21 protein-coding genes and 1 pseudogene are annotated in these 25,039 nt (G+C 60.8%); 10 read left to right on the top strand and 12 right to left on the bottom strand.

The genetic code is table 11. The annotated features are described in order from the left end of the window. Positions 1–1,480: pseudogene (locus AC07N4_RS09180) on the top strand (hypothetical protein); the annotation flags it as partial. Positions 1,481–1,532: 52 nt separating this feature from the next. Here the strand turns inward: AC07N4_RS09180 and AC07N4_RS09175 are convergent. From AC07N4_RS09175 to AC07N4_RS09160, 4 genes are all read right to left on the bottom strand, one after another. Next, positions 1,533–1,910 carry a hypothetical protein gene (locus AC07N4_RS09175; protein WP_102621432.1) on the bottom strand — a complete coding sequence of 126 codons (378 nt, stop codon included), beginning with the start codon at positions 1,908–1,910 and terminating at the stop codon, positions 1,533–1,535. A gap of 75 nt (positions 1,911–1,985) precedes the next feature. Further along, positions 1,986–2,795 carry a putative RNA methyltransferase gene (locus AC07N4_RS09170; RefSeq protein ID WP_096819640.1) on the bottom strand — a complete coding sequence of 270 codons (810 nt, stop codon included), beginning with the start codon at positions 2,793–2,795 and terminating at the stop codon, positions 1,986–1,988. After that, on the bottom strand, positions 2,795–3,946 hold the full coding sequence (gene dapE, locus AC07N4_RS09165) for a succinyl-diaminopimelate desuccinylase (RefSeq protein WP_096819639.1): 1,152 nt from the start codon (positions 3,944–3,946) through the stop codon (positions 2,795–2,797). Before dapE ends, AC07N4_RS09170 begins: the two co-directional genes overlap by 1 nt. Positions 3,947–4,164: 218 nt before the next feature. Next, positions 4,165–6,756: a glycosyltransferase gene (locus AC07N4_RS09160; RefSeq protein ID WP_249485210.1), complete on the bottom strand. Its 2,592-nt coding sequence runs from the start codon at positions 6,754–6,756 to the stop codon at positions 4,165–4,167. Between the two features lie 273 nt (positions 6,757–7,029). Between AC07N4_RS09160 and tcdA the strand changes: the two genes are divergently transcribed. After that, entirely contained in the window at positions 7,030–7,845 is an 816-nt protein-coding gene (gene tcdA, locus AC07N4_RS09155; protein WP_493065354.1) for a tRNA cyclic N6-threonylcarbamoyladenosine(37) synthase TcdA, read from the top strand. Positions 7,846–7,956: 111 nt separating this feature from the next. Here the strand turns inward: tcdA and AC07N4_RS09150 are convergent, their stop codons facing one another. From AC07N4_RS09150 to AC07N4_RS09135, 4 genes are all read right to left on the bottom strand, one after another. Further along, positions 7,957–8,364 carry a SufE family protein gene (locus AC07N4_RS09150; RefSeq protein ID WP_493065355.1) on the bottom strand — a complete coding sequence of 136 codons (408 nt, stop codon included), beginning with the start codon at positions 8,362–8,364 and terminating at the stop codon, positions 7,957–7,959. Further along, entirely contained in the window at positions 8,361–9,566 is a 1,206-nt protein-coding gene (locus AC07N4_RS09145) for an aminotransferase class V-fold PLP-dependent enzyme (protein WP_493065356.1), read from the bottom strand. The genes AC07N4_RS09150 and AC07N4_RS09145 overlap by 4 nt, the downstream gene beginning before the upstream one ends. A gap of 88 nt (positions 9,567–9,654) precedes the next feature. Then, positions 9,655–10,689 carry a 2,3,4,5-tetrahydropyridine-2,6-dicarboxylate N-succinyltransferase gene (dapD, locus tag AC07N4_RS09140; protein ID WP_493065357.1) on the bottom strand — a complete coding sequence of 345 codons (1,035 nt, stop codon included), beginning with the start codon at positions 10,687–10,689 and terminating at the stop codon, positions 9,655–9,657. A gap of 31 nt (positions 10,690–10,720) precedes the next feature. Next, positions 10,721–11,083 (bottom strand): ArsC family reductase, encoded by a 363-nt coding sequence (locus tag AC07N4_RS09135; RefSeq protein WP_003222107.1) that lies wholly within the window; start codon positions 11,081–11,083, stop codon positions 10,721–10,723. 183 nt (positions 11,084–11,266) lie between these two features. On the opposite strand from AC07N4_RS09135, the gene AC07N4_RS09130 reads away from it, so the two are divergent. Further along, positions 11,267–12,898, top strand: coding sequence for a Na+/H+ antiporter (locus AC07N4_RS09130; protein WP_085729801.1), 1,632 nt, complete (start codon positions 11,267–11,269; stop codon positions 12,896–12,898). Between the two features lie 8 nt (positions 12,899–12,906). Here AC07N4_RS09130 and AC07N4_RS09125 read toward each other — a convergent pair whose 3' ends face one another. The 4 genes from AC07N4_RS09125 to map form a co-directional block, all read right to left on the bottom strand. Continuing rightward, complete coding sequence (locus AC07N4_RS09125; protein ID WP_493065358.1) at positions 12,907–13,635, bottom strand: M12 family metallopeptidase; 729 nt, start codon at positions 13,633–13,635, stop codon at positions 12,907–12,909. Between the two features lie 168 nt (positions 13,636–13,803). Then, positions 13,804–15,003, bottom strand: coding sequence for a succinyldiaminopimelate transaminase (gene dapC, locus AC07N4_RS09120; RefSeq protein WP_102621427.1), 1,200 nt, complete (start codon positions 15,001–15,003; stop codon positions 13,804–13,806). A gap of 43 nt (positions 15,004–15,046) precedes the next feature. Next, entirely contained in the window at positions 15,047–17,749 is a 2,703-nt protein-coding gene (locus AC07N4_RS09115) for a [protein-PII] uridylyltransferase (protein ID WP_096819630.1), read from the bottom strand. A gap of 40 nt (positions 17,750–17,789) precedes the next feature. After that, complete coding sequence (gene map, locus AC07N4_RS09110) at positions 17,790–18,572, bottom strand: type I methionyl aminopeptidase (RefSeq protein ID WP_096819629.1); 783 nt, start codon at positions 18,570–18,572, stop codon at positions 17,790–17,792. Between the two features lie 373 nt (positions 18,573–18,945). Here map and rpsB point away from each other — a divergent pair, with 373 nt between their 5' ends. The 7 genes from rpsB to ispC all read left to right on the top strand — a co-directional run bounded on the left by rpsB (position 18,946) and on the right by ispC (position 25,009). After that, positions 18,946–19,683 carry a 30S ribosomal protein S2 gene (rpsB, locus tag AC07N4_RS09105; RefSeq protein WP_003222119.1) on the top strand — a complete coding sequence of 246 codons (738 nt, stop codon included), beginning with the start codon at positions 18,946–18,948 and terminating at the stop codon, positions 19,681–19,683. A 191-nt stretch (positions 19,684–19,874) separates the two neighbouring features. Then, the gene (gene tsf, locus AC07N4_RS09100) at positions 19,875–20,738 is read left to right on the top strand and encodes a translation elongation factor Ts (protein ID WP_096819628.1); all 864 of its coding nucleotides are present in this window, start codon (positions 19,875–19,877) and stop codon (positions 20,736–20,738) included. Positions 20,739–20,948: 210 nt separating this feature from the next. Then, a complete protein-coding gene (pyrH, locus tag AC07N4_RS09095; protein ID WP_003222124.1) occupies positions 20,949–21,692 on the top strand; it encodes a UMP kinase in 744 nt (247 codons plus the stop codon). Next, positions 21,689–22,246 carry a ribosome recycling factor gene (frr, locus tag AC07N4_RS09090; protein ID WP_096819627.1) on the top strand — a complete coding sequence of 186 codons (558 nt, stop codon included), beginning with the start codon at positions 21,689–21,691 and terminating at the stop codon, positions 22,244–22,246. The genes pyrH and frr overlap by 4 nt, the downstream gene beginning before the upstream one ends. A gap of 14 nt (positions 22,247–22,260) precedes the next feature. After that, positions 22,261–23,016 (top strand): polyprenyl diphosphate synthase, encoded by a 756-nt coding sequence (gene uppS, locus AC07N4_RS09085; RefSeq protein WP_096819626.1) that lies wholly within the window; start codon positions 22,261–22,263, stop codon positions 23,014–23,016. Further along, positions 23,016–23,822: a phosphatidate cytidylyltransferase gene (locus AC07N4_RS09080; protein WP_096819625.1), complete on the top strand. Its 807-nt coding sequence runs from the start codon at positions 23,016–23,018 to the stop codon at positions 23,820–23,822. Before uppS ends, AC07N4_RS09080 begins: the two co-directional genes overlap by 1 nt. Next, positions 23,819–25,009 carry a 1-deoxy-D-xylulose-5-phosphate reductoisomerase gene (ispC, locus tag AC07N4_RS09075; protein WP_493065359.1) on the top strand — a complete coding sequence of 397 codons (1,191 nt, stop codon included), beginning with the start codon at positions 23,819–23,821 and terminating at the stop codon, positions 25,007–25,009. The genes AC07N4_RS09080 and ispC overlap by 4 nt, the downstream gene beginning before the upstream one ends. The last annotated feature ends 30 nt before the right edge of the window (positions 25,010–25,039 follow it).

The raw sequence follows: 25,039 nt of genomic DNA, 5'->3' as shown, positions 1-25,039 counted from the left end.
GATCACTTCAGCGCCATTGAGCATCCGCGTGGTGGGCGCTCAGGGACAGAGCGTGTTCAAGGTGGTCGAAGCACCGGCCGGCGAGCTGAACGCCGATACGCTCGGCGCTGAAGCCAACGTGCAAGTCAGCTATCCGCGCCTGGCGGTGAAAGACACCGTCGGCATTCGACTGACAGGTGTGGCATTGCGTGACGCGCCCATTCAGGCGGTTTCCACTGTGGGCGTCCAAACCTTCAAGCTGCCCAAGGCATGGCTCGTTGAGAACAAGGGGCGCACGGTCAGCCTGACGTACACCTACAAGGTTGGCGGTGCCGGCAGTCTGATCACTTCAGCGCCATTGAGCATCCGCGTGGTGGGCGCTCAGGGACAGAGCGTGTTCAAGGTGGTCGAAGCACCGGCTGGCGAGCTGAACGCCGATACGCTCGGCGCTGAAGCCAACGTGCAAGTCAGCTATCCAAGCCTGGCGGTGAAAGACACCGTCGGCATTCGACTGACAGGTGTGGCATTGCATGACGCGCCCATTCAGACGGTTTCCACTGTGGGCGTTCAGACCTTCAAGCTGCCCAAGGCATGGCTCGTTGAGAACAAGGGGCGCACGGTCAGCCTGACGTACACCTATAAAGTTGCAGGCGTCGGGAACCTGATCACTTCATCGCCCTTACCGATCAAGGTGACAGGGGTTGCCGCTCCGGGCGACGGCCAACGTGTCGCCAATGAGTTGAACGCGCAATATTCAACAGTTAGCAATACCTGTCCAAATAGTCCGAACCAGGGCGCATGGTACTGCAGCGGTGTGTTGATCCGCACCGTCGATGATTCGACGGCATTTCGAGCCTGGAATCCTAGTCCGGGTGCCGTCAAATTAGGCGCGGTGTCATTCAGTTACATGAAGACGGGTATTGGCATGAATCAACTGCAAGGCAGCCGAACCCAGGGTTTTGTCCTGGAAACGGGGCAGAACTTTACCGCCAATGGGGGCTATCCGCTTCGAGTCCTGTGTTCATATCCCTATGATGCGGGAACTCTGATTCGCGGCGCGGCCGGCTGCGGGGCCGCGAGCAATTTCCCGAGCAACAGTGGCCCATGTGCCGCTCAAGGTCTCACCACGCTGGCGGGCTGGCGTGCGCATTTTCAGCAATATCCAGCCAACAGCACTAACCGCTATCACCATCAATGCAGTTTTGGTGTGGATAAGGCGGGGTTCGAACTCAGTTTGCTTTCGCGAGAAAATCCAGCGGGTGAACTGGCCGCGTGGCGACAAAACGAGGTGATGATTCAGACTTGGCCGCAGAACACTTCGAATCTGCCGATCAAGGCGTTCATCTACTTCAATACGGCAAGCAGGGCGGTCGGTGTGGAAGGAGCGAAGAATATTCAGCGGGACTTTCTGAAAAGCACAGGCAGGCGTATCCCTGTCATTAAAGTCTCACCTAACGCAGCAACTATTTTCAGTTACTCCGCTGGCGATCAAGGGATCTAGGACAAAAATCAGGCGCCGTGTCCGTCGCAGGATAGACATGGCGCCCGATTGTTCAGGCAGTTTTCCAGGTGATCTCTTCTTCACCATCGGTGCTGATCCGAATCCAGCGATCCGCCGTTTCCTCACCTTCTTCCTCGACCCACGTCCCCGGCGCGCAGCGCACTTCGACGTTCAGCGCGGCAAAGGCTGCGCGGGCGCAGGCGATGTCGTCGTCCCATGGGGTCGCATCGCTTTCCAGGTACAGGCTGTTCCACTTGCCCACGGCTTTTGGCAGCCAGGTCACCGGGATGTTGCCGGCCTTGCACTTGTAGGTCTGACCTTTCTGTACCCAGTCGCTGCACGGGCCAAGGGCGGCGCCCAGCCAGGCGGAAATGGCCTTGTGGTCGACGTCGGCGTCTTTCAGGTAAATCTCGATGTCCGGTTGGCGCATGGATATCCTCACTGCGGGTCTGAAAAATCCATTCGCGGATTTAGCCGGCCCCGGGTCGTTGCCCGGGACCAAAAGTTATTGAAGAACGAAATAATCGTAGCGCATCGACACAGTGGTCACGAACGGCTCGGGCTGTTCGATCACTGCGGCACGGCGTTCGGCACTGGCGCGCCAGCCGTGGGGTGTCATCGCCAGCAGGTTGGCGCGATCCTCGGGCTTGTCCAGCGTCAGCTTGAATTCGAGGGTTTCACTGTGCGCCAGCGCCATGCCTTCCGGCACCAGGGCCAGGTGCTTGTCGTCGGTGTACTCGCGCACTTCGTCGTACAGGCGCTCGCGCAGTTCCATCAGATGGCCGCTGGTCGGGCCGACTTTCATCAGGCCGCCGCCGACGCTGAGCAGACGCTTGGCTTCTTCCCAATCCAGTGGACTGAAGACGCTGGCCAGAAACTGGCAACTGCCGGAAGCCAAAGGCACCCGGGCCATGCTGGCGATCAACCAGGTCAGCGCCGGATTGCGTTTGCAGGCGCGCTTGACCGCTTCCTTCGAAATATCCAGCGCGTAACCGTCAGCATCCGGCAAGGCCTCGGCGATCTGCGCGGTGTAATAACCCTCGCCACAACCGATATCGACCCAGCGGGCCGGCGCATAACTCGCCGCCAGTTCCGCCAGACGCTTGGCTACCGGCGCGTAATGGCCGGCGTTCAGGAAGTCGCGGCGAGCCTCGACCATCGCCTGATTGTCGCCGGGATCACGGCTGTTCTTGTGCTGCACCGGCAACAGGTTCAGGTAACCCTGGCGCGCACGGTCGAAGCGGTGGCCGGCGGGGCAGACCACGCCATTGTCCACCGCGTTCAGCGGTTCACTGCAGATCGGGCACGCGAGCATCAGGCGAGCAACTTGATCAGGGTCTGGTAGTAGATCTCGGTCAGCACGTCGAGGTCGGCCGCCAGCACGCGCTCGTTGACCTGGTGGATGGTCGCGTTGACCGGGCCCAGCTCAACAACCTGCGTGCCCATGGTCGCGATGAAACGGCCATCGGAGGTGCCGCCGCTGGTGGACGCCTTGGTCTCGCGACCGGTGATCTGCTTGATGCTCGACGACACCGCGTCGAGCAGCGCGCCCGGCTCGGTGAGGAACGGCAGACCGGACAGCGCCCAGTCGATGTGCCAGTCCAGGCCGTGCTTGTCGAGGATGTCGGCGACGCGCTTTTGCAGGCCTTCGACCGTCGATTCGGTGGAGAAACGGAAGTTGAACAACGCCACCAGATCGCCCGGAATCACGTTGGTCGCGCCGGTGCCGGAGTTGACGTTGGAAATCTGGAAACTGGTCGGCGGGAAGAAGTCGTTGCCGTGATCCCAATGCTCGGCGGCCAGCTCGGCCAGAGCCGGGGCAGCGAGGTGGATCGGGTTCTTCGCCAGGTGCGGATAGGCCACGTGTCCCTGCACGCCGCGCACGGTCAGTTTGGCGCCGAGGGAGCCGCGACGACCGTTCTTCACCACGTCGCCCACCAGGGTAGTGCTCGATGGCTCGCCGACGATGCACCAGTCCAGACGCTCGTTACGGGCTGCCAGACGCTCGACCACAGCCTTGGTGCCGTGATGCGCCGGGCCTTCTTCGTCGCTGGTGATCAGGAACGCAACCTTGCCCTTGTGATCCGGGTAGTCGGCGACGAAGCGCTCGGCGGCTACAGTCATGGATGCCAGGCTGCCTTTCATGTCCGCCGCGCCACGGCCGCAGAGCATGCCGTGCTCGTCGATCACTGCGTTGAACGGGTCGATCTGCCACGCCGTCACCGGACCGGTCGGCACCACGTCGGTGTGACCAGCGAAGCACAGCACCGGGCCGTCGTGTTTGCCGTGGATCGCCCAGAAGTTATCCACATCTTCAATGCGCATCGGCTCCAGGGTGAAACCGGCATCGCCCAGGCGCTGCATCATCTGCTTCTGGCAATCGGCGTCGACCGGCGTCACGGACGGACGGCGGATCAGGTCGATGGCGAGTTGGAGGGTCGGCGAAAGGTCGGCGTGGGCCGTCATGGAAAACTCCGGATGCTTGAAATTGGGCAAGGGCCAATGTGGGAGCCAGCCTGCTGGCGATGGCGGTGTGTCAGTCAACATAAAGGCTGATTGTTACATTGCCATCGCGAGCAGGCTCGCTCTCACAGGGTTGGATATCACGCCAAGCCCCGCAAAATGGCGGTTATCTTAAAGCAAAACGGCGACCATTGGCCGCCGTTTAGTGCATCGCAGAGGATTTAGACGGCCGGTGCCGGTTCAGGCGTCGGCGCCGGTTTCGGCAGCGACGACAGGAACGCCATGATCAGCGCCGCCACGTACGGCAGCGACTGCACCAGCAGCATGGTCACCCAGAAGCGCATGTCGTTGCTCGGCAGGCCCTGCACCAGGAAGATCCCCAGCGCCGCGCCCCACAACAGCAGCATGATGAACAGCTCCTCCCGGGCCTCGGAAATCGCCACCCAGAAGCCATGGTTGTCAGCGTTTTTCGGCGTGCGGAAGAACGGAATGCTGCTGGTGAAGAAGCCGTACAGCACCGCTTTGGCGATGGTGTGCGACAACGCCAGACCGGCCAGTGCCGCGCAGAACGCATCCTTCAGGTTCACGCCCACGGCGCGACGGTAGAGGAAGATGATCTTGCCGACCTTGAACACAAACAGCGCCAACGGCGGAATTGCGAAAATCAGCAGCGGCGGATCGACCCGTTGCGGCACGATGATCATTGCCGCCGACCACAACAGCGCGCCGACAGTGAAGAAGATGTTCATGCCGTCCGCGACCCACGGCAGCCAGCCCGCGAGGAAGTGGTAACGCTGGCCACGGGTCAGCTCGGTGTCCTTGCCGCGCAGCAGGCTGCCGGTGTGACGCTTGATGATCTGGATCGCACCGTAGGCCCAGCGGAAACGTTGCTTCTTGAAGTCGATGAAGGTGTCCGGCATCAGACCCTTGCCGTAACTGTCGTGGTAATACGCCGCCGACAGGCCTTTCTCGAATACCCGCAGACCGAGCTCTGCGTCTTCACAGATACACCAGTCGGCCCAGCCCAGTTCTTCGAGCACCGAGCGACGGGTCATGGTCATGGTGCCGTGCTGGATGATCGCGTCGCGGTCGTTGCGGGTCACCATGCCGATGTGGAAGAAGCCTTTGTATTCGGCGTAGCAGAGCTTCTTGAAGGTGGTTTCGTTCTGGTCGCGGTAGTCCTGCGGCGACTGCACCACGGCGATTTTCGGGTCAGCGAAGTGCGGCACCATGTGCTTGAGCCAGTTCGGGTGCACGCAGTAGTCGGAGTCGATCACCGCGATCACTTCGGCGTCCTTGGCGGTGTGCGGGATCAGGTAGTTCAGCGCACCGCCCTTGAAGCCGGCCAGGGGCGAGACGTGGAAGAACTTGAAGCGCGGGCCGAGGGTTTCGCAGTAGTCGCGCACCGGTTCCCAGACCGCCGGATCCTTGGTGTTGTTGTCGATGATCAGGACTTCGAAGTCCGGATAGTCGAGGTTGGCCAAGGCATCGAGGGTCTGTTTGACCATCTCCGGCGGCTCGTTGTAGCAAGGCACGTGGATTGAGACTTTCGGGCGGTAGTCGGAATCGCCGACCACCGGCAGGAATTCACGGCGACGTTTGTGAATCCACACGGCCTCGGCCAGTTCGTGGGCCTCGGTCAGCAGCACGATGAACACCCCGAGCGCACCAAGCGCCAGCAGGAAACCCACCGTCAGGCTGAACCACGTGCTGTATTGCTGACTGTAGTCGTAACCGATCCACACCAGCACCGAACCGCACAGGAACGCGATAAAGGTCAGGAAGGTCCGGCCGCGCTGGCGCAGGGCCGAGCCGTCGATCATCAGCAGGGTCAGCGACAACAGCGCCAGCACCACCGAACCGATGGCCAGCACGCGCCATTGCGGGATCGCCACCACCGGGCCTTCGAAGTTGAATTTCTGTTGGCGCGCGGCGTTGAACACGCCCCAGTAAGCGCCGACCGAACCTTCGTCGCTGGCCTTCCACGGCTGGTCAAATGCTTCGATCACGAAGTAGTTGAAGCCCTGGCGGTTGAGCTTATTGACCAACGTGCGCAGGTAGATCGCCTGATCCGCCGGCGACGCATCGGCGCCACCGCGCATGCGGCCGTTGCTCGGCCAGCCCACTTCGGACAGCAGCAGCGGTTTTTTCGGGAACATCTTTTTCAGGTCGCGGGCGCGGTCGAAAACGAACTGCCCGGCCTTGTCCACCGGAATGAATTCCCAGTAGGGCAGAACGTGCGCGGCGATCAGGTCGACGTGCTTGGCCAGCTCCGGGTGCTCTTCCCAGACGTGCCACTGTTCGGAAGTGGTCACCGGCACTTTCACCGCTGCGCGTACGCGGTCGAGCAGCACGCTGAGTTGTTCGGCGGTGATTTCCTTGCGGAAGATCGCTTCGTTACCGACCACCACGCGCACCACGCTGCGCGAGGTATTGGCCAGTTCGATGGCGCGGGTGATTTCGCGCTCGTTGCGTTCCTGGTCCGGGCTGATCCAGATCCCCAGTGTCACGCGCAGGCCGAACTCTTCAGCCAGTTTCGGGATGTCCTGCAGGGAACCGTCGACCGAGTAGATGCGGATGTTGTCCGTCAGCTTGCTCATGATCTCCAGGTCGCGGCGCATTTCATCGTCGGACGGATACTGATCCTTCTGCGGGAACTGTCCTTGCTGGAACGGTGAATAGGAGAAGCCGGAGATCTGCTCCGGCCAGTTCGGCGCGGAGACGGGGCGGTTGATCAGCGCCCAGAAACCGGTGAACAGGGCGGCGATTGCCAGAACCACCACCAGGTTGAGTCCAAATTTACGCGATGACATAGCTGTGTCGGGTTCCAAGGTCTGTGGAACGAAGGGTCGGCTGGTTGACGCCTGAGGGCGCGCATCCTACACCGGCAGTTCGCCGAGTCCTACAACAGACAGGGAAATGCCGGACGTTGGGCAATCCAACCCGACTTAAGTTCTTTCGTTTCAGCATGTAAGGCAAATCTTTGTTACGTGCAGCTTTAATTAAAGCAGGCAGGCTCACCGTTCATAGCGCAAAGATGCTCTTGGCCGCCGACGGCCCTATAATGCGCGCCGGTTTTTGGGGTAATGGTCATGAGTACAGAAGATCCGCGGTTTGCAGGCATCGCCCGTTTGTATGGCGTTGAGGGGATGGCGCGTTTGCGCGCCGCCCACGTGGCGATTGTCGGCGTTGGCGGCGTCGGTTCCTGGGCGGCGGAAGCCATGGCCCGTTGCGGGGTGGGCGAGATTTCGCTGTTCGACCTCGACGATGTCTGCGTCAGCAACGCCAACCGGCAACTGCACGCGCTGGACAGCACGGTCGGCAAACCCAAGGTCGAGGTGATGGCCGAGCGTCTGCGCGGGATCAACCCGGACTGCAAGGTGCACGCCGTGGCGGACTTCGTCACCCGCGACACCATGGCCGAATACATCACGCCGAACATCGACTGCGTGATCGACTGCATCGATGCGGTCAACGCCAAAGCGGCGCTGATTGCCTGGTGCAAACGCCGCAAGATCCAGATCATCACCACCGGCGGTGCCGGCGGGCAGATCGATCCGACGCTGATTCAGGTCTGCGATCTCAACCGCACCTTCAACGATCCACTGGCCTCGAAAGTGCGTTCTACGTTGCGCCGCGACTACGGCTTCTCGCGCACCGTGACCCGTCACTACAGCGTGCCGTGCGTGTTCTCCACCGAACAGCTGCGTTATCCGAAACCGGACGGCAGCATCTGCCTGCAAAAGAGTTTTGTCGGCGACGGCGTGAAGCTGGACTGCGCCGGTGGGTTTGGCGCGGTGATGATGGTGACGGCGACGTTCGGCATGGTCGCGGCGACCAAGGCGGTGGACAAGATTGTGGCGGGCGTCCGGCGCCCGGCGGATCGAGTGAAACCCGCCTGACTGATCGTTCCCACGCTCCGCGTGGGAATGCCTCAACGGACGCTCCGCGTCCGCTTCGGCATGGGACGCAGAGCGTCCCGGGCTGCATTCCCACGCAGAGCGTGGGAACGATCAGTCAGGGGCGAGTTCACGCATCCGCTGCAGTACGGCATTCAGGCCATTGCTGCGCGACGGCGACAACTGTCGCGACAGCCCCAGCTGATTGAACCAGTCCGGCAGATCGACCTGCTGCAACTCGCCGGCGGTCAGACCGTTGACCCGCAGCAGCAACAACGCCACCAACCCGCGAATCATCCGCGCATCGCTGCTCGCCGCGAACTGCCAGTGACCGTCGCGTAACTCGCCGACCAGCCACACCTGGCTTTCGCAGCCATGCACCCGGTTGGCATCACACTTGTCCGCATCGCTCAACGGCGGCAGACGATCCCCGAACTGCATCAACAGCCGCGCCCGTTGTTCCCAGCCGGCGGCGTTCTGAAATGTTTGCAGGGCTTCGGTGGCCTCGGCCGGCAGGCTCATCGCAACAACTCCAGTGCCTGATCCAGCGCTTCAAAGAACCGCTCCAGATCCTCGGAATCGTTGTACAGCGCCAGCGACACACGAATCGCGCCGGCCAGCTCAAAGCGTTTGAGCAGCGGCATCGCGCAGTGGTGCCCGGCACGTACGGCAATGCCCTGTTCAGTCAGCAAATGCGCCAGATCGGCGTTATGCACGCCTTCGACGACAAAACTGGCCAGCGCCAGTTGTGGCTTGCCCAGCAGACGGATGCCATTGCGGGCGGCGAGGCCACGCAACAGGTAATCGTGCAGCGCGGCTTCGTGGGCGGCTACGGCGTCCAGATCCAGACCGGCGAGGTAGTCGAGGGTCGCGCCAAGGCCGATCACGCTGGCAATCGGCGGTGTGCCCGCCTCGAAGCCCAGCGGGGCAGGGCGGAAGCGCGCGTCGTGGTAATTGGCTTCCAGCACCATCTCGCCACCGAACTGCCATGGGCGCAGTCGCTCGAGCGCTTCGTTGCGCCCGAACAGCACGCCAAGGCCATCGGGACCGTACAGCTTGTGGCTGGAAAATACGTAAAAGTCGCAACCCAGGGCCTGCACGTCATGCCGACCATGGACCACGCCTTGAGCGCCATCGACCACGGTCAGCGCGTTTTGCGCCTTGGCCATCGCCAGCAATGCCGGCAAGGGTTGCCAGGCTCCGAGCACGTTGGACAACTGGCTGACCGCCAGCAACCGGGTACGCGGGCCGATCAGGTGCACAGCGGCGGCGAGGTCGATCACCCCATCATCGTCCAGCGGCAGGATCACCAGTTTGAGGTCGCGACGTTGTGCCAGTTGCTGCCAAGGCAGCAGGTTGGCGTGATGCTCCAGGGCGCTGATGACAATTTCATCGCCCGGATGGTAAAGATGTTCCAGGCCGTAAGCCAGGAGATTCAGCGCGCTGGTGGCGCCGTGGGTGAAGATGATCTGCCCGCTGTCACCGGCATTCAGCCACTGGGCAACCTTCAGGCGACTGTCCTCGAACGCCTGCGTGGCATGGGCGCCGGGCAGATGCTGGGCACGATGCACGTTGGCTGCGCCATTGGCGTAGTAATGCGCCAGCGCGTCGAGCAGGGCCTGGGGTTTTTGCGTGGTGGCGGCGTTGTCCAGATAGGTCTGGTCTTGCCGTTGCAGGGCGGCGATGGCCGGGAAATCGGCGCGCCAGGGGGAGGGAATCATCATGCTTTCGAGCCCTGGTGAACTTGGGCGGGTGTACGCCAAACCCTGTGGAAGCGAGCAAGCCCGCTCCCACAGAAGGATTACGCGGCGCTTAGTTGTGAGCGTGCAGCGCTTCGTTCAGTTCGATCGCCGATTTGTGGGTCTTGCATTCCACGGCACCGGTTTCCGAATTGCGACGGAACAGCAGGTCGGTCTGACCGGCCAGTTCACGGGCCTTGACCACTTTGACCAGGTTGTTGTGCTCGTCCAGCAGCGCCACCTTGGTGCCGGCGGTCACGTACAGGCCCGACTCGACGGTGTTGCGGTCGCCCAACGGGATACCGATACCGGCGTTGGCGCCGATCAGGCAGCCTTCGCCGACCTTGATCACGATGTTGCCGCCGCCCGACAGGGTGCCCATGGTCGAGCAGCCGCCGCCCAGGTCCGAACCCTTGCCGACGAACACGCCAGCGGAGACGCGGCCTTCGATCATGCCCGGGCCTTCGGTACCGGCGTTGAAGTTGATGAAACCTTCGTGCATCACGGTGGTGCCTTCGCCCACGTAGGCGCCCAGACGCAGACGTGCGGCGTCAGCGATACGCACGCCGGCCGGAACCACGTAGTCGGTCATTTTCGGGAACTTGTCCACCGAGAACACTTCCAGCAGCTCGCCGCGCAGACGGGCTTCGAGTTGCAGCTCGGCCAGTTCGCTCAGGTCGATCGCGCCCTGGCTGGTCCAGGCAACGTTTGGCAGCAGCGGGAAGATCCCGGCCAGGCTCACGCCGTGCGGCTTGACCAGACGATGGGACAGCAGGTGCAGCTTGAGGTAAGCCTCAGGCGTGGAAGTCAGTTGCACGTCTTCGGCCAGCAGGGTGGCGACCAGCGGCTTGTGGCTTTCGGCCAGGCGGGTCAGCAGCTTGCCTTGTACCGCGTCGATGCCTTTCACGGCTTCAGCCAGTTGGGCGGCTTGTGCGGTGGTGAAGGTGATGGCCTGGTTGCCTTCGGTGTAACCGAGGATCGGTGCAACAGCGGCGACCAGCTCGGCCGAAGGATTGAGCAGCGGCTGAGCGTAGAACACTTCCAGCCATGCGCCTTGACGGTTCTGGGTGCCGACGCCGAAGGCAATACTGAACAGGGAATTGGACATGTGAATACCTCTGCAAAAAGTGACGGGCTGCTTACTTGAGGGCGGCCGCGTAGATATCTGGCTTGAAGCCAATCAGGGTTCGGTCACCGAGATCGAGCACCGGGCGCTTGATCATCGAGGGTTGAGCGAGCATCAGTTCGATGGCTTTCGACTGGTCGAGATCGGCTTTGCGTTCGTCGTCGAGTTTGCGAAAGGTCGTGCCTGCGCGGTTCAACACCGTTTGCCAGCCGTGTTCGTCACACCATTGGGTCAGGTGTTCACGGTCGATGCCGGCGGTTTTGTAATCGTGGAAGTCGTAGCTGACAGCGTGTTCATCGAGCCAGGTGCGTGCCTTTTTCATGGTGTCGCAGGCTTTGATGCCGAAAAGGTGCAACGTTTTGCTTGAAACGGTCAAGGAATCGCCCCCTTTACAGGTGCTGGAGAAAAATGGTGTCGGATTATGCCATGACCAAACCGTTTCGCGGCGGCCGAGGTTGATTTCCCGGACGGGGGCTGCGACATAGGTGCAACGGTCAGCCACAGCCTAAGCGGCTAATATGGCAGTTCAACGCTGTCGATTGTCTGAGATTTCCGCTTTATGCAAACCGCTTATACGGTCCTGATCCTGCTGATGCTGGTCAGTGTTTCGCGTCTGGTCGGACGGGTCATCCCGTTGCCGCTGCCGCTGGTACAGATCGCCGCCGGGGCTTTGCTGGCCTGGCCGACTCTCGGCCTGCACGTGGCTCTGGATCCCGAGCTGTTCCTGTTTCTGTTCCTGCCGCCGCTGCTGTTTTCCGATGGCTGGCGCATGCCCAAGCGCGAATTGTGGCGTCTGCGCGGGCCGGTGCTGACGCTGGCGGTCGGGTTGGTGCTGTTTACCGTGGTCGGTGCCGGCTACTTCATTCATTGGCTACTGCCGACGATTCCATTGCCGGTGGCGTTCGCGCTGGCGGCGGTGTTGTCGCCGACGGATGCCGTGGCGGTGTCGGCCATTTCGCAGAACCGCTTGCCGACGCCGTTGATGCACATGCTGCAAGGCGAAGCGCTGATGAACGATGCCTCGGGCCTGGTGACGTTCAAGTTCGCCCTGGTGGCGGCGGTCACTGGCGCGTTTTCCTTGGCCAACGCCAGTCTGACGTTCGTGCTGGTGGCGGTCGGCGGGTTGGCGGTCGGTGTGGCACTCAGTTGGCTGGTCGGCCGATTGCGAGCATGGATGATCGCCCGGGGCTGGGACGACCCGGCGACCCACGTGGTGTTCATGTTGCTGCTGCCGTTTGCCGCTTACGTGTTGGCCGAACGGCTCGGCGCCTCGGGCATTCTTTCGGCGGTGGCGGCGGGGATGATGCAGAGCTGGCTCGATCTGCTGCCGCGCCAGACCAGCACCCGTTTGCTCAACCGCAGCGTCTGGTCGTTGCTGGAGTTCGCCTTCAACGGTTTGATTTTCCTGCTGCTCGGCCTGCAATTGCCGGACATCATCAAGGCTGTGGTCAGCCACGAAACCTCGTTGTGGCCGACGCTGTTCTACCGCTGCCTCGACGTGGTGGCGATTTTCCTGGCGCTGGTGCTGTTGCGTTTCATCTGGGTGCAAAGCATCTGGCGCCTGTCGGTGCTGCTGCGTCGCTTGCGCGGCAAGGGTGAGTTGACACAAGTGCCGACTGCCCGGTCCTGCTGGCTGCTGACCGTCGGCGGTGTGCGCGGTGCGGTGACCCTGGCGGGCGTGATGTCGGTGCCGATGCTGATGGGCAGCGAGGCGTTTCCCGAGCGTGATTTGCTGATCTTCATCGCCGCCGGGGTGATTCTGATGTCGCTGGTTGCAGCCTGCATCGCCTTGCCGTTGCTGCTGCGCGGAATCCAGAAAAGCCCCGACGACAAACGCCGCCAGGAAGTCCGTGACGCCTGGCGCAAGACCGCCGAAGCGGCGATCCACGCGCTGGAAGTCGAGGAGGTCAACCCACAGGATGCTGCGCAAGCGGCACTGTCGGCGGAGCTCAAGGCGCGGATCATGTCCGAGTATCGCCATCAACTGGAGGTGTTCAACGATTCGGCTGAAGCCCAGGCGCTGGCATTCCAGATGGATCTGCTTGAGCGCCGCTTGCGTCTCAAGGCGCTGCGCGCGCAACGCCTTGAGTTGTACAGCCTCAGCCGTCAGCACCAGATTGGCGATGACGTGCTGCGTGAAGTGTTGGGCGAGCTGGATTTGAGTGAGGCGAATCTGGGGCAGGTCAAATAGGAAAAGCGTTACTTGGGATAGAGCAATCTCATCAGACGTTTGTCTTTCTTGCTGATCTTGCGGTTGATCGGCACCTCCCAGTTACCCACTGTCAATGTGTTTGCCACCGGGTGATGCATGATCGATTTTCGGTCGTAGGAGGTATAGATCGCGTCCAGTGTGTCGAAGGATGCGAACAGGTTCCTGTCGACCTGTTCCTCGGTCAGCGGGTTCATTTCACGGTTCTTGTAGAACTCGTACACCTTCGGCTTATCCCACGGAATATTGGCCTTGGGGTGCTGATGTTCGTGCATCGCACCCAATGCGTGGCCGAATTCGTGGATCACGATCACCTCGAAGTCTTCATGTTCCGGTTTGACCCCCAGGTTCATGGTGGGATGGTCGGGGTGGATCAACAGGGCATCGGTGCCCAGCATCGAGCTGTTGTCATTGTTCTTTGTTGCAATACGGATGTCGCCTTTCAAATTGTCGACAAATTCAAACTTCAGGTTGATGTACGGCAGCCATTGCCTGGCCGCAGCGATAATCCTGTTCTTGTGATCGGTATCGGGTGAATCCATGAAAGCCACTTTCAAGGTTCGGCCGTTGGCCCATAGCTTTGAATAGTCAATGACGGAACGTTTGCGTCGGGTGCCAGTATTTGCGCCTGCATTGGTGGGGTTTTCATTGATGGCCGCCGTGTACGCAGCTTGATCATCGGGCCATTGAATAAGTTGGCAATCCAGCAGGTTGTTCATGTTCACTTCTTCCTTGAAGTTAAAGTCTTGAGTTCGTTTTAGGCGCAGAGATATGCGCGGCTCAAGACTAACGTCTGGCCGGACGGCAAGTGGGGTAAATAGTTGGAGGATCTGTAACTTGTTGTATGAGGCGCCCGTGCCGGATTGCCCGGCGCGGGCGTTCAGGCATTACTTGTGGCGCAGGACGAAATCGCGGATGCGTTCGGCCGCTTCCACGCATTCCGCCAGCGGCGCAACCAGCGCCATGCGTACACGACCGGCACCGGGGTTGACCCCGTCGACATCCCGGGACAGGTACGAACCCGGCACCACGGTCACGTGTTCTTCGGCAAACAGGTCCCGGCAGAACGCTGCGTCATCGCCTTGCACGTTCGGCCACAGGTAGAAGCTGCCGTCCGGACGCTGCACATCCATCACTGGGCTCAGGATCGCCAGCACGGCGTCGAACTTCTCGCGATACAGCGCACGGTTGGCGCGTACATGCACTTCATCGTTCCACGCGGCAACGCTGGCCAGTTGCGTCTGAACCGGCATCGCGCAGCCGTGGTAAGTGCGATACAGCAGGAAGCCCTTGAGGATATCGGCGTCGCCGGCAACGAAACCGGAGCGCAGGCCCGGTAGATTCGAACGCTTGGACAGGCTGTGGAACACCACGCAACGCTTGAAGTCCTTGCGCCCCAGTTCGGCGCAAGCGCTGAGCAGGCCCGGCGGTGGCGTTTGCTCGTCGAAGTACAGCTCGCTGTAGCACTCGTCGGCGGCGATCACGAAGTCGTACTCGTCGGCCAGGGCGATCAGCTTTTTCAGGACGTCGACCGGAATCAGCGCGCCGGTCGGGTTGCCTGGCGAGCACAGGAACAGGATCTGGCAGCGTTTCCAGATCTCCGGCGACACCGCGTCGAAGTCCGGGTTGAAGCCGTTTTCATCCAGGCATGGCAGGTAGTGCGGCTTGGCGCCGGCGAGGAACGCCGCACCTTCGTAGATCTGATAGAACGGGTTCGGGCTGACCACCAGCGCGTCGTCACCACGGTTGACCACGGTCTGGGTGAAGGCGAACAGCGCTTCACGGGTGCCGTTGACCGGCAGCACATTGCGCGCCGGATCGATCCAGCCGCCCGGTACGTTGAAGCGACGTTCGCACCAGGCGGCAATAGCTTCGCGTAGGGCCGGGATGCCGAGGGTGGTCGGGTACACCGCCATCTGATCCAGATTGTTGGCCAGCGCCTCGGCGACAAAGCTTGGCGAACGGTGTTTCGGCTCACCGATGGACAGCGCGATCGGGCGCTTGTCCGGGTTCGGCGTGACGCTGCCGAGCAGGGCGCGGAGCTTTTCGAACGGGTAGGGCTGCAACTGGGTCAGAGCGTTGTTCATCGGTGCTGGGTCTCGTGCAAAGCGGTTGAATCCGGGCGCTCAGTCAAATGCTGATACGCGACAGTTTGATATCGGGTTCCTGATTGACGCTGAGCTGCTCGACGATGGCATCCTGCAAACGGCTGCACAGCAGCGGGTCGGACAGCGGCTGATTGTGGGCGTCGGTGATGAAGAACACGTCTTCCACCCGCTCGCCCAGGGTGGCGATCTTGGCGTTCTGCAGCGACAGATCGAACTCCAGGAAAATCCCGCCGATCCGTGCCAGCAGGCCCGGACGGTCGGGTGCGGTGAGTTCCAGCACCGTCACCGGACGCTGGGCGTCGTTGTGGATCGTCACTTGTGGTGCGAACGCAAAGTGCTTGAGCTGGCGCGGCACCCGACGCTGGATGATGGTCGGGTAATCGTCCGGGTTGCGCAGGGCTTCGGTCAGGCCGTCGCGAATCTGTTTGACCCGGGTCGGATTGTCGCCGATGGATTCGCCTTCCGTATCGAGCACGATGTAGGTGTCGAGGGTGAACTGGCTGCTGGAGGTGATGACCCGGGCGTCGTGAATGTTCAGGTTGAGCTGGTCCATCGCGGCCACGGTCACAGCGAAGAAGTCGTGCTGGTCCGGCGCATAAATGAAGATCTGCGTGCCACCCTCGAATTCGCGCTGGGTGGTTTCCTTGATCAGCACCAGCGGCCCGCCGTCGGCCGGCTGCTGGAGAATCGCATCGCTGTGCCAGGCCACGTCGCCGGCAGTGTGGCGCAGGAAATAGTCATCGCCCAGTTGCGCCCACAACTGCTCGACATCGTCCGGATCGGTGCCACCGCGCACCAGAATATCCAGCGCTGCGCTCTGGGTCTGGCGGATCTGTTCTTCGCGATCCACCGGGTTTTCCAGTCCGCGGCGCAGGGCGCGCTTGGTCTCGGTGTAGAGCTGGCGCAACAGGCTCGCGCGCCAGGAGTTCCACAGGGTCGGGTTGGTCGCGTTGATGTCGGCCACGGTCAGCACGTACAGGTAATCCAGACGGGTTTCATCACCGACCGCCAGGGCGAAGTCATGGATCACCTGCGGGTCGGACAAATCCTTGCGCTGGGCGGTGGTCGACATCACCAGGTGATTTTGCACCAGCCAGACGATCAGGCGGCTGTCCCACACCGGCAGTTGGTGGCGCTGACAGAACGCCTCGGCATCGACCGCGCCGATCTCCGAGTGGTCGCCATGCCGGCCCTTGCCGATGTCGTGATACAGGCCTGCCATGTAGATGAGTTCGGGCTTGGGCAGCTTGGCCATGAGCTTGGCGGCCAGCGGGAATTTCTCCGACACCTGGGTGTACTGCAATTTACGCAGGTGCTTGATCAGATTCAGCGTGTGCGCATCGACCGTATAGATGTGGAACAGGTCGTGCTGCATCTGCCCGACGATGAAGCCGAACTCCGGCAGGTAGCGCCCGAGAATGCCGTAGCGGTTCATTCGCCGCAGGTTGCGGTGGATGCCGATCTTGCACTTGAACAGTTCGATGAACAGGCTGGTATTGCGGATGTCGTTGCGAAAGTTGTCGTCGATCAGGTGACGGTTTTCCCGCAGCAGACGAATGGTGTCGGCGCGCACGCCTTTGATTTCCGGCTGCTGAGCCATCAGCACGAAGATCTCGAGCATGGCGAACGGCGTACGGCGGAACACGTTGTCGTTGCGTGCCTCGATGTAACCGTCGTGCAGCTGGAAGCGCGAGTTGATCGGCTGCGGTGGCGCTTCGTCTTCCGGTGCGAGGATGACTTCCTCGAAGTGCTGGATGATCAGGTCGCTGAGCTGGGCGATGCTCATCACCACGCGGAAATACTGCTGCATGAAGTTTTCGACGGCCTGCTTGGCGTCGTCACCTTCAAACCCCAGCAGCCCCGCAATGGTGCGTTGATGATCGAACAGCAGGCGGTCTTCGGAGCGGCCGGCCAGCATGTGCAGGGCATAGCGCACTTTCCACAGGAATTCCTGGGACGACGCCAGCAGTGCGTTTTCGCTCTCGACCAGGAAGCCTTCGCCTGCCAGGGCGCGCAGGTTCAGGGTGCCGTACTGGCGACGGGCAACCCACAGAATCGTCTGAATATCCCGTAGTCCGCCGGGCGAGCCTTTGACGTTGGGTTCCAGGTTGTATTCGGTGTCGTTGTACTTGTGGTGGCGGGCCTTCTGCTCGGCGCGCTTGGCCAGGAAGAACTCCTTGGCCGGCCACATATGGGCGGTGCTGGTGACATCGAGCATGCGCTGGCGCAGACGCTCGGGGCCGCAGATGGTGCGGCTTTCCATCAGGTTGGTGACCACCGTCAGGTCGGCGCGGGCCTCTTCGGCGCACTCGTCCACCGAACGAACGCTCTGACCGACTTCCAGGCCGATGTCCCACAACAGTGTGAGAAAACGCTCGATGGAATCGCGGAAGATTTCGTGATCGGCGCTGTCCAGCAGGATCAGCAGGTCGATATCGGAATAGGGGTGCAACTCACCGCGACCGTAGCCGCCGACCGCGACCAGCGCGATGTCGGCGTCTTCGCTCCAGTTGAACTGGTCCCAGGCCTTTTGCAGGATGTTGTCGACGAACCAGGCGCGATCCTCGATCAGTCGCCGGATGTCGCGGCCGCTGCGAAAACGTGCGTCGAGCACTTCGCGGGCCTGGCGGATCGCCTTCTTGAAGGCGGCGATAGGGCTCGCTTTCAGGGCCAGTTCAGCCTGGAACTGGCCGCGGTCGAAGAGTTCGGGATCCACCTGCGGCATCGATTGGCTTTCCTTCTATAGGCTGGGAGCGGTGTCGGGATCAGGCCGATACGCGCGGGATCGTGTCATCGCTGCGCAGGGTGAAGATCTCATAGCCGGTGTCGGTGACAAGCAAAGTGTGTTCCCACTGTGCCGACAGCTTGCGATCCTTGGTGATCGCGGTCCAGCCGTCGCCCAGTACCTTGGTGTCGGCCTTGCCCTGGTTGATCATCGGTTCGATGGTGAAGGTCATGCCGGCCTTCAGTTCCATGCCGGTGCCTGCGCGGCCGTAGTGCAGGATCTGCGGCTCTTCGTGGAACACCTTGCCGATGCCGTGACCGCAGAACTCGCGCACCACGGAGAAGCCGTTCTTTTCAGCGTGCTTCTGGATGATCTCGCCGATGTCGCCGAGACGGCAGCCGGGTTTGACGATCTCGATCGCCTTGTACATGCATTCCTGGGTGACCTGGGACAGGCGCTCGGCCCAGACCGGCACGGTGCCGACGTGGAACATGCGGCTGGTGTCGCCGTGGTAGCCGTCCTTGATTACGGTGACATCGATGTTCAGGGTGTCGCCGTTTTTCAGTGGCTTGTCGTTCGGGATGCCGTGGCAGACCACGTGGTTGATCGAGGTGCAGATCGACTTCGGGTAGCCCTTGTAGTTGAGCGGGGCAGGGATGGCCTTCTGCACGTCGACAATGTAGTCGTGGCAGATCTGGTTCAGCTCATCGGTGGTCACGCCCGGCTTGACGTGTTCGGCAATCATTTCCAGCACATCGGCGGCCAGTTTGCCGGCGACACGCATGGCGGCGATGTCCTCGGGGGTTTTGAGGGTGACGGTCATACAGGCTCTCTCTGCGCTCGGCGGCGCTTGTTGATACGGGCAGGGCGGCGGTTTTCGCCTGGTGGCCCTGAAAAACGCGATTCTAACAGACCAAAGGCGCAAATCCGCGCCTGCGTGCATCGCTTCGACCTATACAATAGTGCGCGGCAGGGCGATTCCAAGGGGCTGGCGCCCATGTCCCTGACGCGATTACAGATTCCGGGTTCCGTTTGCGCCCTTCCTGTGATATAAAATGCGCCGCTTTCCGGGGATAGCTCCGGGAGCATTAACCCACACACGTGTCGACACGATGACCTGGGTGCCTTTGATCCTCGGATCAGGGGTTGGTCATTGGGATACGTGGAGGCCCAACCCGACTTATCAAGGAACTATCATGTCCCAAGTCAACATGCGCGATATGCTGAAGGCCGGTGTGCACTTCGGTCACCAAACCCGTTACTGGAACCCGAAAATGGGTAAATACATTTTCGGCGCGCGTAACAAGATTCACATCATCAACCTTGAAAAAACCCTGCCAATGTTCAACGAAGCTCTGACTTTCGTAGAGCGTCTGGCCCAGGGCAAAAACAAGATTCTGTTCGTCGGCACCAAGCGTTCCGCTGGCAAGATCGTTGCTGAAGAAGCAGCACGTTGCGGTTCGCCGTACGTCGATCACCGCTGGTTGGGCGGCATGCTGACCAACTTCAAAACCATCCGTGCTTCCATCAAGCGTCTGCGTGACCTTGAAGTACAAGCCGAAGACGGTACTTTCGCCAAGCTGACCAAGAAAGAAGCGCTGATGCGCTCCCGTGATCTTGAGAAGCTGGATCGCTCCCTGGGCGGCATCAAGGACATGGGCGGTCTGCCAGACGCACTGTTCGTGATCGACGTTGACCACGAGCGCATCGCGATCACCGAAGCCAACAAGCTGGGCATCCCGGTCATCGGCGTTGTCGATACCAACAGCAGCCCGGAAGGCGTTGACTACATCATCCCAGGCAACGATGACGCAATCCGCGCTATCCAGCTGTACATGGGTTCGATGGCTGACGCAGTAATCCGCGGTCGCAACAACGTTGCTGGCGGTACTGTTGAGTTCGCAGCTGAAGAAACTCAGGCTGCAGCTGAGTAATTGACGCCCTGGCGTTGACTCAGTAAGCAAAAAGGGGGCTTGGCCCCCTTTTTGCCACCTCGAAAACCAACTTGTCGGCAGCGCAGCTACAGCATTTGTAACGTGCAGCGGCTACAAGGTGGCTCGGGAAGAATTGAACGCCCGTTCGATCGGGTGGAATGGTTGAAAACCTATCCAAGAGGAATTTGAAAATGGCAGCAATTACTGCAGCGTTGGTTAAAGAACTGCGCGAGCGTACCGGCGAAGGCATGATGGATTGCAAGAAAGCCCTGGAAAAGGCTGACGGCGACATCGAAAAAGCCATTGATGACATGCGTGCTTCGGGCGCGATCAAGGCTGCCAAGAAAGCTGGCAACGTTGCCGCTGAAGGCGCAATCGCCATCAAGTCGAACGACAAGGCAGCCGTACTGCTGGAAGTCAACTCGCAGACCGACTTCCTGGCCCTGCAAGACGACTTCAAAAACTTCGTTGCTGCCAGCGTAGAAAAAGCCTTCGACGAAAAACTGACCGACGCAGCTCCGCTGATCGCCGCTCAGGAATCGGCTCGTGAAGCTCTGGTTGCCAAAGTTGGCGAGAACGTCAACATCCGTCGTCTGGTACGCGTAGAGGGTGACGTTGTCGGCACCTACCTGCACGGTAACAAGATCGGTGTTGCTGTTGTCCTGAAAGGCGGTGACGTCGAGCTGGCCAAAGACATCGCGATGCACGTTGCTGCAAGCAACCCTGAGTTCCTGCTGCCTTCGCAAGTCTCCGACGAAGCGATCGAGCGCGAGAAGGCTGTGTTCCTGCAGCTGAACGAAGAGAAGATCAAAGGCAAGCCAGAAAACATTGTTGAGAACATGGTCAAAGGCCGTATCAGCAAGTTCCTGGCAGAAGCGAGCCTGGTTGAGCAGGCGTTCGTCAAGAACCCTGAAGTCAAGGTTGGCGATCTGGCCAAGAAAGCCGGTGCTGAAATCGTTTCCTTCACCTACTTCAAAGTAGGCGAAGGCATCGAGAAGCCGGTCGACAACTTCGCTGAAGAAGTTGCTGCCCAGCTGGCTGCCGCCAAGCAATAAGACGGTTTTTCAACTGTCGCCCGAAAGAGGCTGCCCGCTCACGCGCGCAGCCTCTTTTCAGATAGGGTTACCAATTTTTAATTGGTTTCCCCTTGGAACTGACTTACAAAGCCATGTTCCGATGGCGCTGAAGCAGCGCCAAGCTAGAGTGAACGCCAGCTGTAAACAGCTCGCAAAGAATTTTTAAATACGCCGCAGGAGAGATTCGCAATGGCTCAGCAGGGCAGTGGTTATCAGGCTCGCTATAAACGCATTCTACTCAAGCTTAGCGGCGAGGCCCTGATGGGCTCGGAAGAGTTCGGGATTGATCCGAAAGTGCTGGATCGCATGGCGCTGGAAGTCGGCCAGTTGGTCGGTATCGGTGTTCAGGTCGGTCTGGTGATCGGTGGCGGCAACCTGTTCCGCGGTGAAGCGCTGAGCAAGGCCGGCATGGATCGGGTCACGGGCGACCACATGGGCATGCTGGCCACTGTGATGAACGCCCTGGCCATGCGCGATGCGCTGGAACGTGCCAATATCTCGGCCATCGTGATGTCGGCCATCTCCATGGTCGGTGTGACCGATCACTATGATCGTCGCAAGGCCATGCGTCACCTGAACTCCAAGGACGTGGTGATTTTCGCGGCCGGTACCGGCAATCCGTTCTTTACCACGGATTCGGCAGCCTGCCTGCGCGCAATCGAAATCGATGCGGACGTCGTGCTCAAGGCGACCAAGGTCGACGGCGTCTACACTGCCGACCCGTTCAAAGACCCGCATGCCGAGAAGTTCGATCATCTGACTTATGATGAAGTACTGGATCGCAAGCTGGGTGTAATGGATCTGACGGCCATCTGCCTGTGCCGCGACCACAAGATGCCGCTGCGCGTATTCAACATGAACAAGCCTGGTGCCCTGCTGAACATCGTCCATGGCGGCGCTGAAGGCACCCTGATCGAGGAAGGTCAACAATGATCAACGAAATCAAGAAAGACGCTAAAGAGCGCATGACGAAGTCCGTCGAGTCTCTGGCTCACAACTTCGGCCGCATTCGTACCGGTCAAGCGCACCCAAGCATCCTGGAGGGCGTAATGGTTCCGTACTACGGTTCCGATACCCCGATCAAGCAAGTGGCCAACATCACCGTCAAGGACGCCCGTACCCTGCAAGTGGTTGCGTTCGAGCGCAACATGCTCGGTGCTGTCGACAAGGCGATTGGTAGCGCGGGTCTGAACCTGAACCCGACCAACCTCGGTGAACTGCTGCTGATCAGCATGCCGGCCCTGACTGAAGAAACCCGTCGTGGTTTCACCAAGCAGGCGCGTGACGTGGCTGAAGATGCTCGTGTTGCCGTGCGCAACATTCGTCGCGATGCCAACAGCTCGCTGAAGGATCTGGTTAAAGAGAAAGAAATCAGTGAAGACGAAGAACGTCGTGCCACTGGCGAAATCGACGACCTGACCAAGAAGTTCGTGGCTGAAATCGACGCGAAGCTGGCAGAGAAAGAAAAAGACCTGATGGCCGTATAAGGGTCGAGCTTTAAATGGATAAGACCAAGCAGACTGCGCCGTCCGCGGTGCCGCGCCATGTCGCGATCATCATGGATGGCAACAATCGCTGGGCGAAAAAACGCTTTATGCCGGGTGTCGCCGGGCATAAAGCGGGCGTGGACGCTGTTCGGGCGGTGATCGAGGTGTGTGCCGAGGCCGGGGTCGAGGTGCTGACCCTGTTCGCCTTTTCCAGTGAGAACTGGCAGCGCCCGGCCGATGAGGTCAGTGCCTTGATGGATCTGTTCTTCAAGGCATTGCGTCGTGAGGCCAAGCGCCTCAACGACAACAACATCAGTCTGCGCATCATTGGCGACCGCTCGCGTTTCCATCCCGAGCTTCAAGCTGCCATGCGCGAAGCCGAGGCCATGACCGCGGGCGCCAATCGTTTTGTCCTGCAGATCGCTGCCAACTACGGCGGTCAGTGGGATATCGCGCAAGCGGCGCAGCGTCTGGCTCGTGAGGTTCAGGCCGGGCATCTGCGTCCGGAAGACATCACGCCGGATCTGTTGCAAACCTGTCTGGCGACCGGTGACCTGCCGCTGCCGGATCTGTGCATCCGCACTGGCGGCGAGCACCGCATCAGCAACTTCTTGCTGTGGCAACTGGCCTATGCCGAGTTGTACTTCTCCGACCTGTTCTGGCCGGACTTCAAACACGATGCCATGCGTATTGCGCTGGCCGATTTCGCTTCGCGTCAGCGTCGTTTCGGTAAAACGAGCGAGCAGATCGAAGCTGGAGCCCGGGTTTAATGCTTAAACAACGAATCATCACTGCGCTGATCCTGCTGCCGATCGCCCTGGGCGGGTTTTTCCTGCTCGAGGGTTCCGGTTTTGCGCTGTTCATCGGGCTGGTCGTGAGTCTGGGTGCCTGGGAATGGGCGCGCCTGGCCGGCTTTACTGCGCAATCGTTCCGCGTCGGTTATGCGGCAGTGGTCGCGCTGATGTTGTTCGTCATGTACATCCTGCCGGGGCTGGCGCCTTGGGTGCTCGGCGCCTCGGTGATCTGGTGGGCGGTGGCGACCTGGCTGGTGCTGACCTATCCGCGCTCCAGTGAGCGCTGGGCCAGCGCCGCCAGCAAACTGGTGATCGGTTTGTTGATTCTGCTGCCGGCCTGGCAAGGGCTGGTCCAGATCAAGCAATACCCGCTGGGCAACTGGCTGATCATGGCAGTGATGGTGCTGGTCTGGGGCGCCGATATCGGTGCCTATTTCTCCGGCCGCGCTTTCGGCAAGCGCAAGCTGGCCCCGCAAGTCAGCCCGGGCAAGAGCTGGGAAGGCGTGTATGGCGGTCTGGCGCTGAGCCTGGTGATCACCACGCTGGTCGCTCTGTTTCGTGACTGGACGGTGGCGCAGTTGTTCAAGGGTTTGATCGGCGCTGCGCTGATCGTGTTCATCTCGGTGGTGGGCGATCTGACGGAAAGCATGTTCAAGCGCCAGTCCGGCATCAAGGACAGCAGTAATCTGCTGCCTGGTCATGGCGGCGTACTGGATCGCATTGACAGTCTGACAGCGGCGATCCCGGTATTCGCGGTGTTGCTGTGGATGGCTGCGCCGTGAGTCGCCCGCAGCAGATTACCGTGCTGGGGGCAACCGGCTCGATCGGTCTGAGCACCCTCGATGTCATTGCTCGTCACCCTGAGCGATATCAGGTTTTTGCACTGAGCGGCTTTACTCGTCTCAGTGAGCTGTTTGCCTTGTGCGTGCGCCATGTCCCTCAGTTTGCTGTAGTGCCGGAAGTCGGCGCCGCTCGTGGCTTGCAGGACGACTTGCGTGCCGCGGGGCTGTCGACTCGGGTGCTGGTGGGGGAGGAGGGCCTGTGTCAGGTCGCGGCTGCCCCTGAGGTGGATGCCGTAATGGCTGCCATCGTCGGCGCCGCCGGTCTGCGTCCGACCCTTGCGGCGGTCGAGGCAGGCAAGAAGATCCTCCTGGCCAACAAGGAGGCGCTGGTGATGTCCGGCGCCTTGTTCATGGACGCTGTGCGCAAGAGCGGTTCGGTCCTGCTGCCAATCGACAGCGAGCACAATGCGATTTTCCAGTGCATGCCGCAGGATTTTGCCCGTGGCTTGAGTACTGTCGGCGTACGTCGGATTTTGCTGACAGCCTCCGGCGGTCCTTTCCGGCAGACGCCGATGGCCGAACTGGTGCATGTTTCACCCGACCAGGCCTGTGCTCATCCGAACTGGTCCATGGGCCGCAAGATTTCCGTGGATTCGGCCAGCATGATGAACAAGGGCCTCGAATTGATCGAGGCCTGCTGGTTATTTGATGCCAGGCCGTCGCAAGTCGAAGTGGTGATCCATCCACAGAGCGTGATTCATTCTCTGGTTGATTACGTGGACGGCTCGGTGCTGGCGCAGTTGGGCAATCCCGACATGCGCACCCCGATCGCCAATGCGCTGGCCTGGCCTGAGCGCATCGATTCCGGCGTGGCGCCATTGGACCTGTTTGCCATCGCGCGCCTGGACTTCGAAGCGCCCGATGAAGAGCGCTTCCCGTGTCTGCGACTTGCGCGTCAGGCGGCTGAGGCCGGCAACAGTGCTCCGGCCATGCTCAATGCCGCGAATGAAGTGGCAGTGGCAGCGTTTCTCGACGGGCGGGTTCGCTACCTGGAAATCGCGAGTATCATCGAGGAAGTGTTGAATCTCGAGCCAGTGGTTGCTCTGAATGATCTCGATGCGGTGTTCACGGCGGACGCGGCAGCACGCGCTCTGGCCGGGCAATGGTTGACCCGTCACGGTCGATAGACCCTGCGGTACAGGCTCCACGCGGCATAG

It is taken from the genome of Pseudomonas sp. GW821-FHT09E04 (assembly GCF_059416185.1).
This window is presented reverse-complemented; position numbering and strand designations above follow the sequence as displayed.

Bases quoted from the DNA above. Each gene is read 5' to 3' on its own strand.
- AC07N4_RS09150 (WP_493065355.1), bottom strand. From the start codon at position 8,364: ATGAGCCTGCCGGCCGAGGCCACCGAAGCCCTGCAAACATTTCAGAAC.
- dapE (WP_096819639.1), bottom strand. From the start codon at position 3,946: ATGACGGCCCACGCCGACCTTTCGCCGACCCTCCAACTCGCCATCGAC.
- tsf (WP_096819628.1), top strand. From the start codon at position 19,875: ATGGCAGCAATTACTGCAGCGTTGGTTAAAGAACTGCGCGAGCGTACC.
- AC07N4_RS09115 (WP_096819630.1), bottom strand. From the start codon at position 17,749: ATGCCGCAGGTGGATCCCGAACTCTTCGACCGCGGCCAGTTCCAGGCT.
- pyrH (WP_003222124.1), top strand. From the start codon at position 20,949: ATGGCTCAGCAGGGCAGTGGTTATCAGGCTCGCTATAAACGCATTCTA.
- AC07N4_RS09175 (WP_102621432.1), bottom strand. From the start codon at position 1,910: ATGCGCCAACCGGACATCGAGATTTACCTGAAAGACGCCGACGTCGAC.
- frr (WP_096819627.1), top strand. From the start codon at position 21,689: ATGATCAACGAAATCAAGAAAGACGCTAAAGAGCGCATGACGAAGTCC.
- AC07N4_RS09170 (WP_096819640.1), bottom strand. From the start codon at position 2,795: ATGCTCGCGTGCCCGATCTGCAGTGAACCGCTGAACGCGGTGGACAAT.
- AC07N4_RS09080 (WP_096819625.1), top strand. From the start codon at position 23,016: ATGCTTAAACAACGAATCATCACTGCGCTGATCCTGCTGCCGATCGCC.
- AC07N4_RS09130 (WP_085729801.1), top strand. From the start codon at position 11,267: ATGCAAACCGCTTATACGGTCCTGATCCTGCTGATGCTGGTCAGTGTT.
- AC07N4_RS09145 (WP_493065356.1), bottom strand. From the start codon at position 9,566: ATGATGATTCCCTCCCCCTGGCGCGCCGATTTCCCGGCCATCGCCGCC.
- tcdA (WP_493065354.1), top strand. From the start codon at position 7,030: ATGGTCATGAGTACAGAAGATCCGCGGTTTGCAGGCATCGCCCGTTTG.
- map (WP_096819629.1), bottom strand. From the start codon at position 18,572: ATGACCGTCACCCTCAAAACCCCCGAGGACATCGCCGCCATGCGTGTC.
- dapC (WP_102621427.1), bottom strand. From the start codon at position 15,003: ATGAACAACGCTCTGACCCAGTTGCAGCCCTACCCGTTCGAAAAGCTC.
- dapD (WP_493065357.1), bottom strand. From the start codon at position 10,689: ATGTCCAATTCCCTGTTCAGTATTGCCTTCGGCGTCGGCACCCAGAAC.
- AC07N4_RS09125 (WP_493065358.1), bottom strand. From the start codon at position 13,635: ATGAACAACCTGCTGGATTGCCAACTTATTCAATGGCCCGATGATCAA.
- rpsB (WP_003222119.1), top strand. From the start codon at position 18,946: ATGTCCCAAGTCAACATGCGCGATATGCTGAAGGCCGGTGTGCACTTC.
- uppS (WP_096819626.1), top strand. From the start codon at position 22,261: ATGGATAAGACCAAGCAGACTGCGCCGTCCGCGGTGCCGCGCCATGTC.
- AC07N4_RS09160 (WP_249485210.1), bottom strand. From the start codon at position 6,756: ATGTCATCGCGTAAATTTGGACTCAACCTGGTGGTGGTTCTGGCAATC.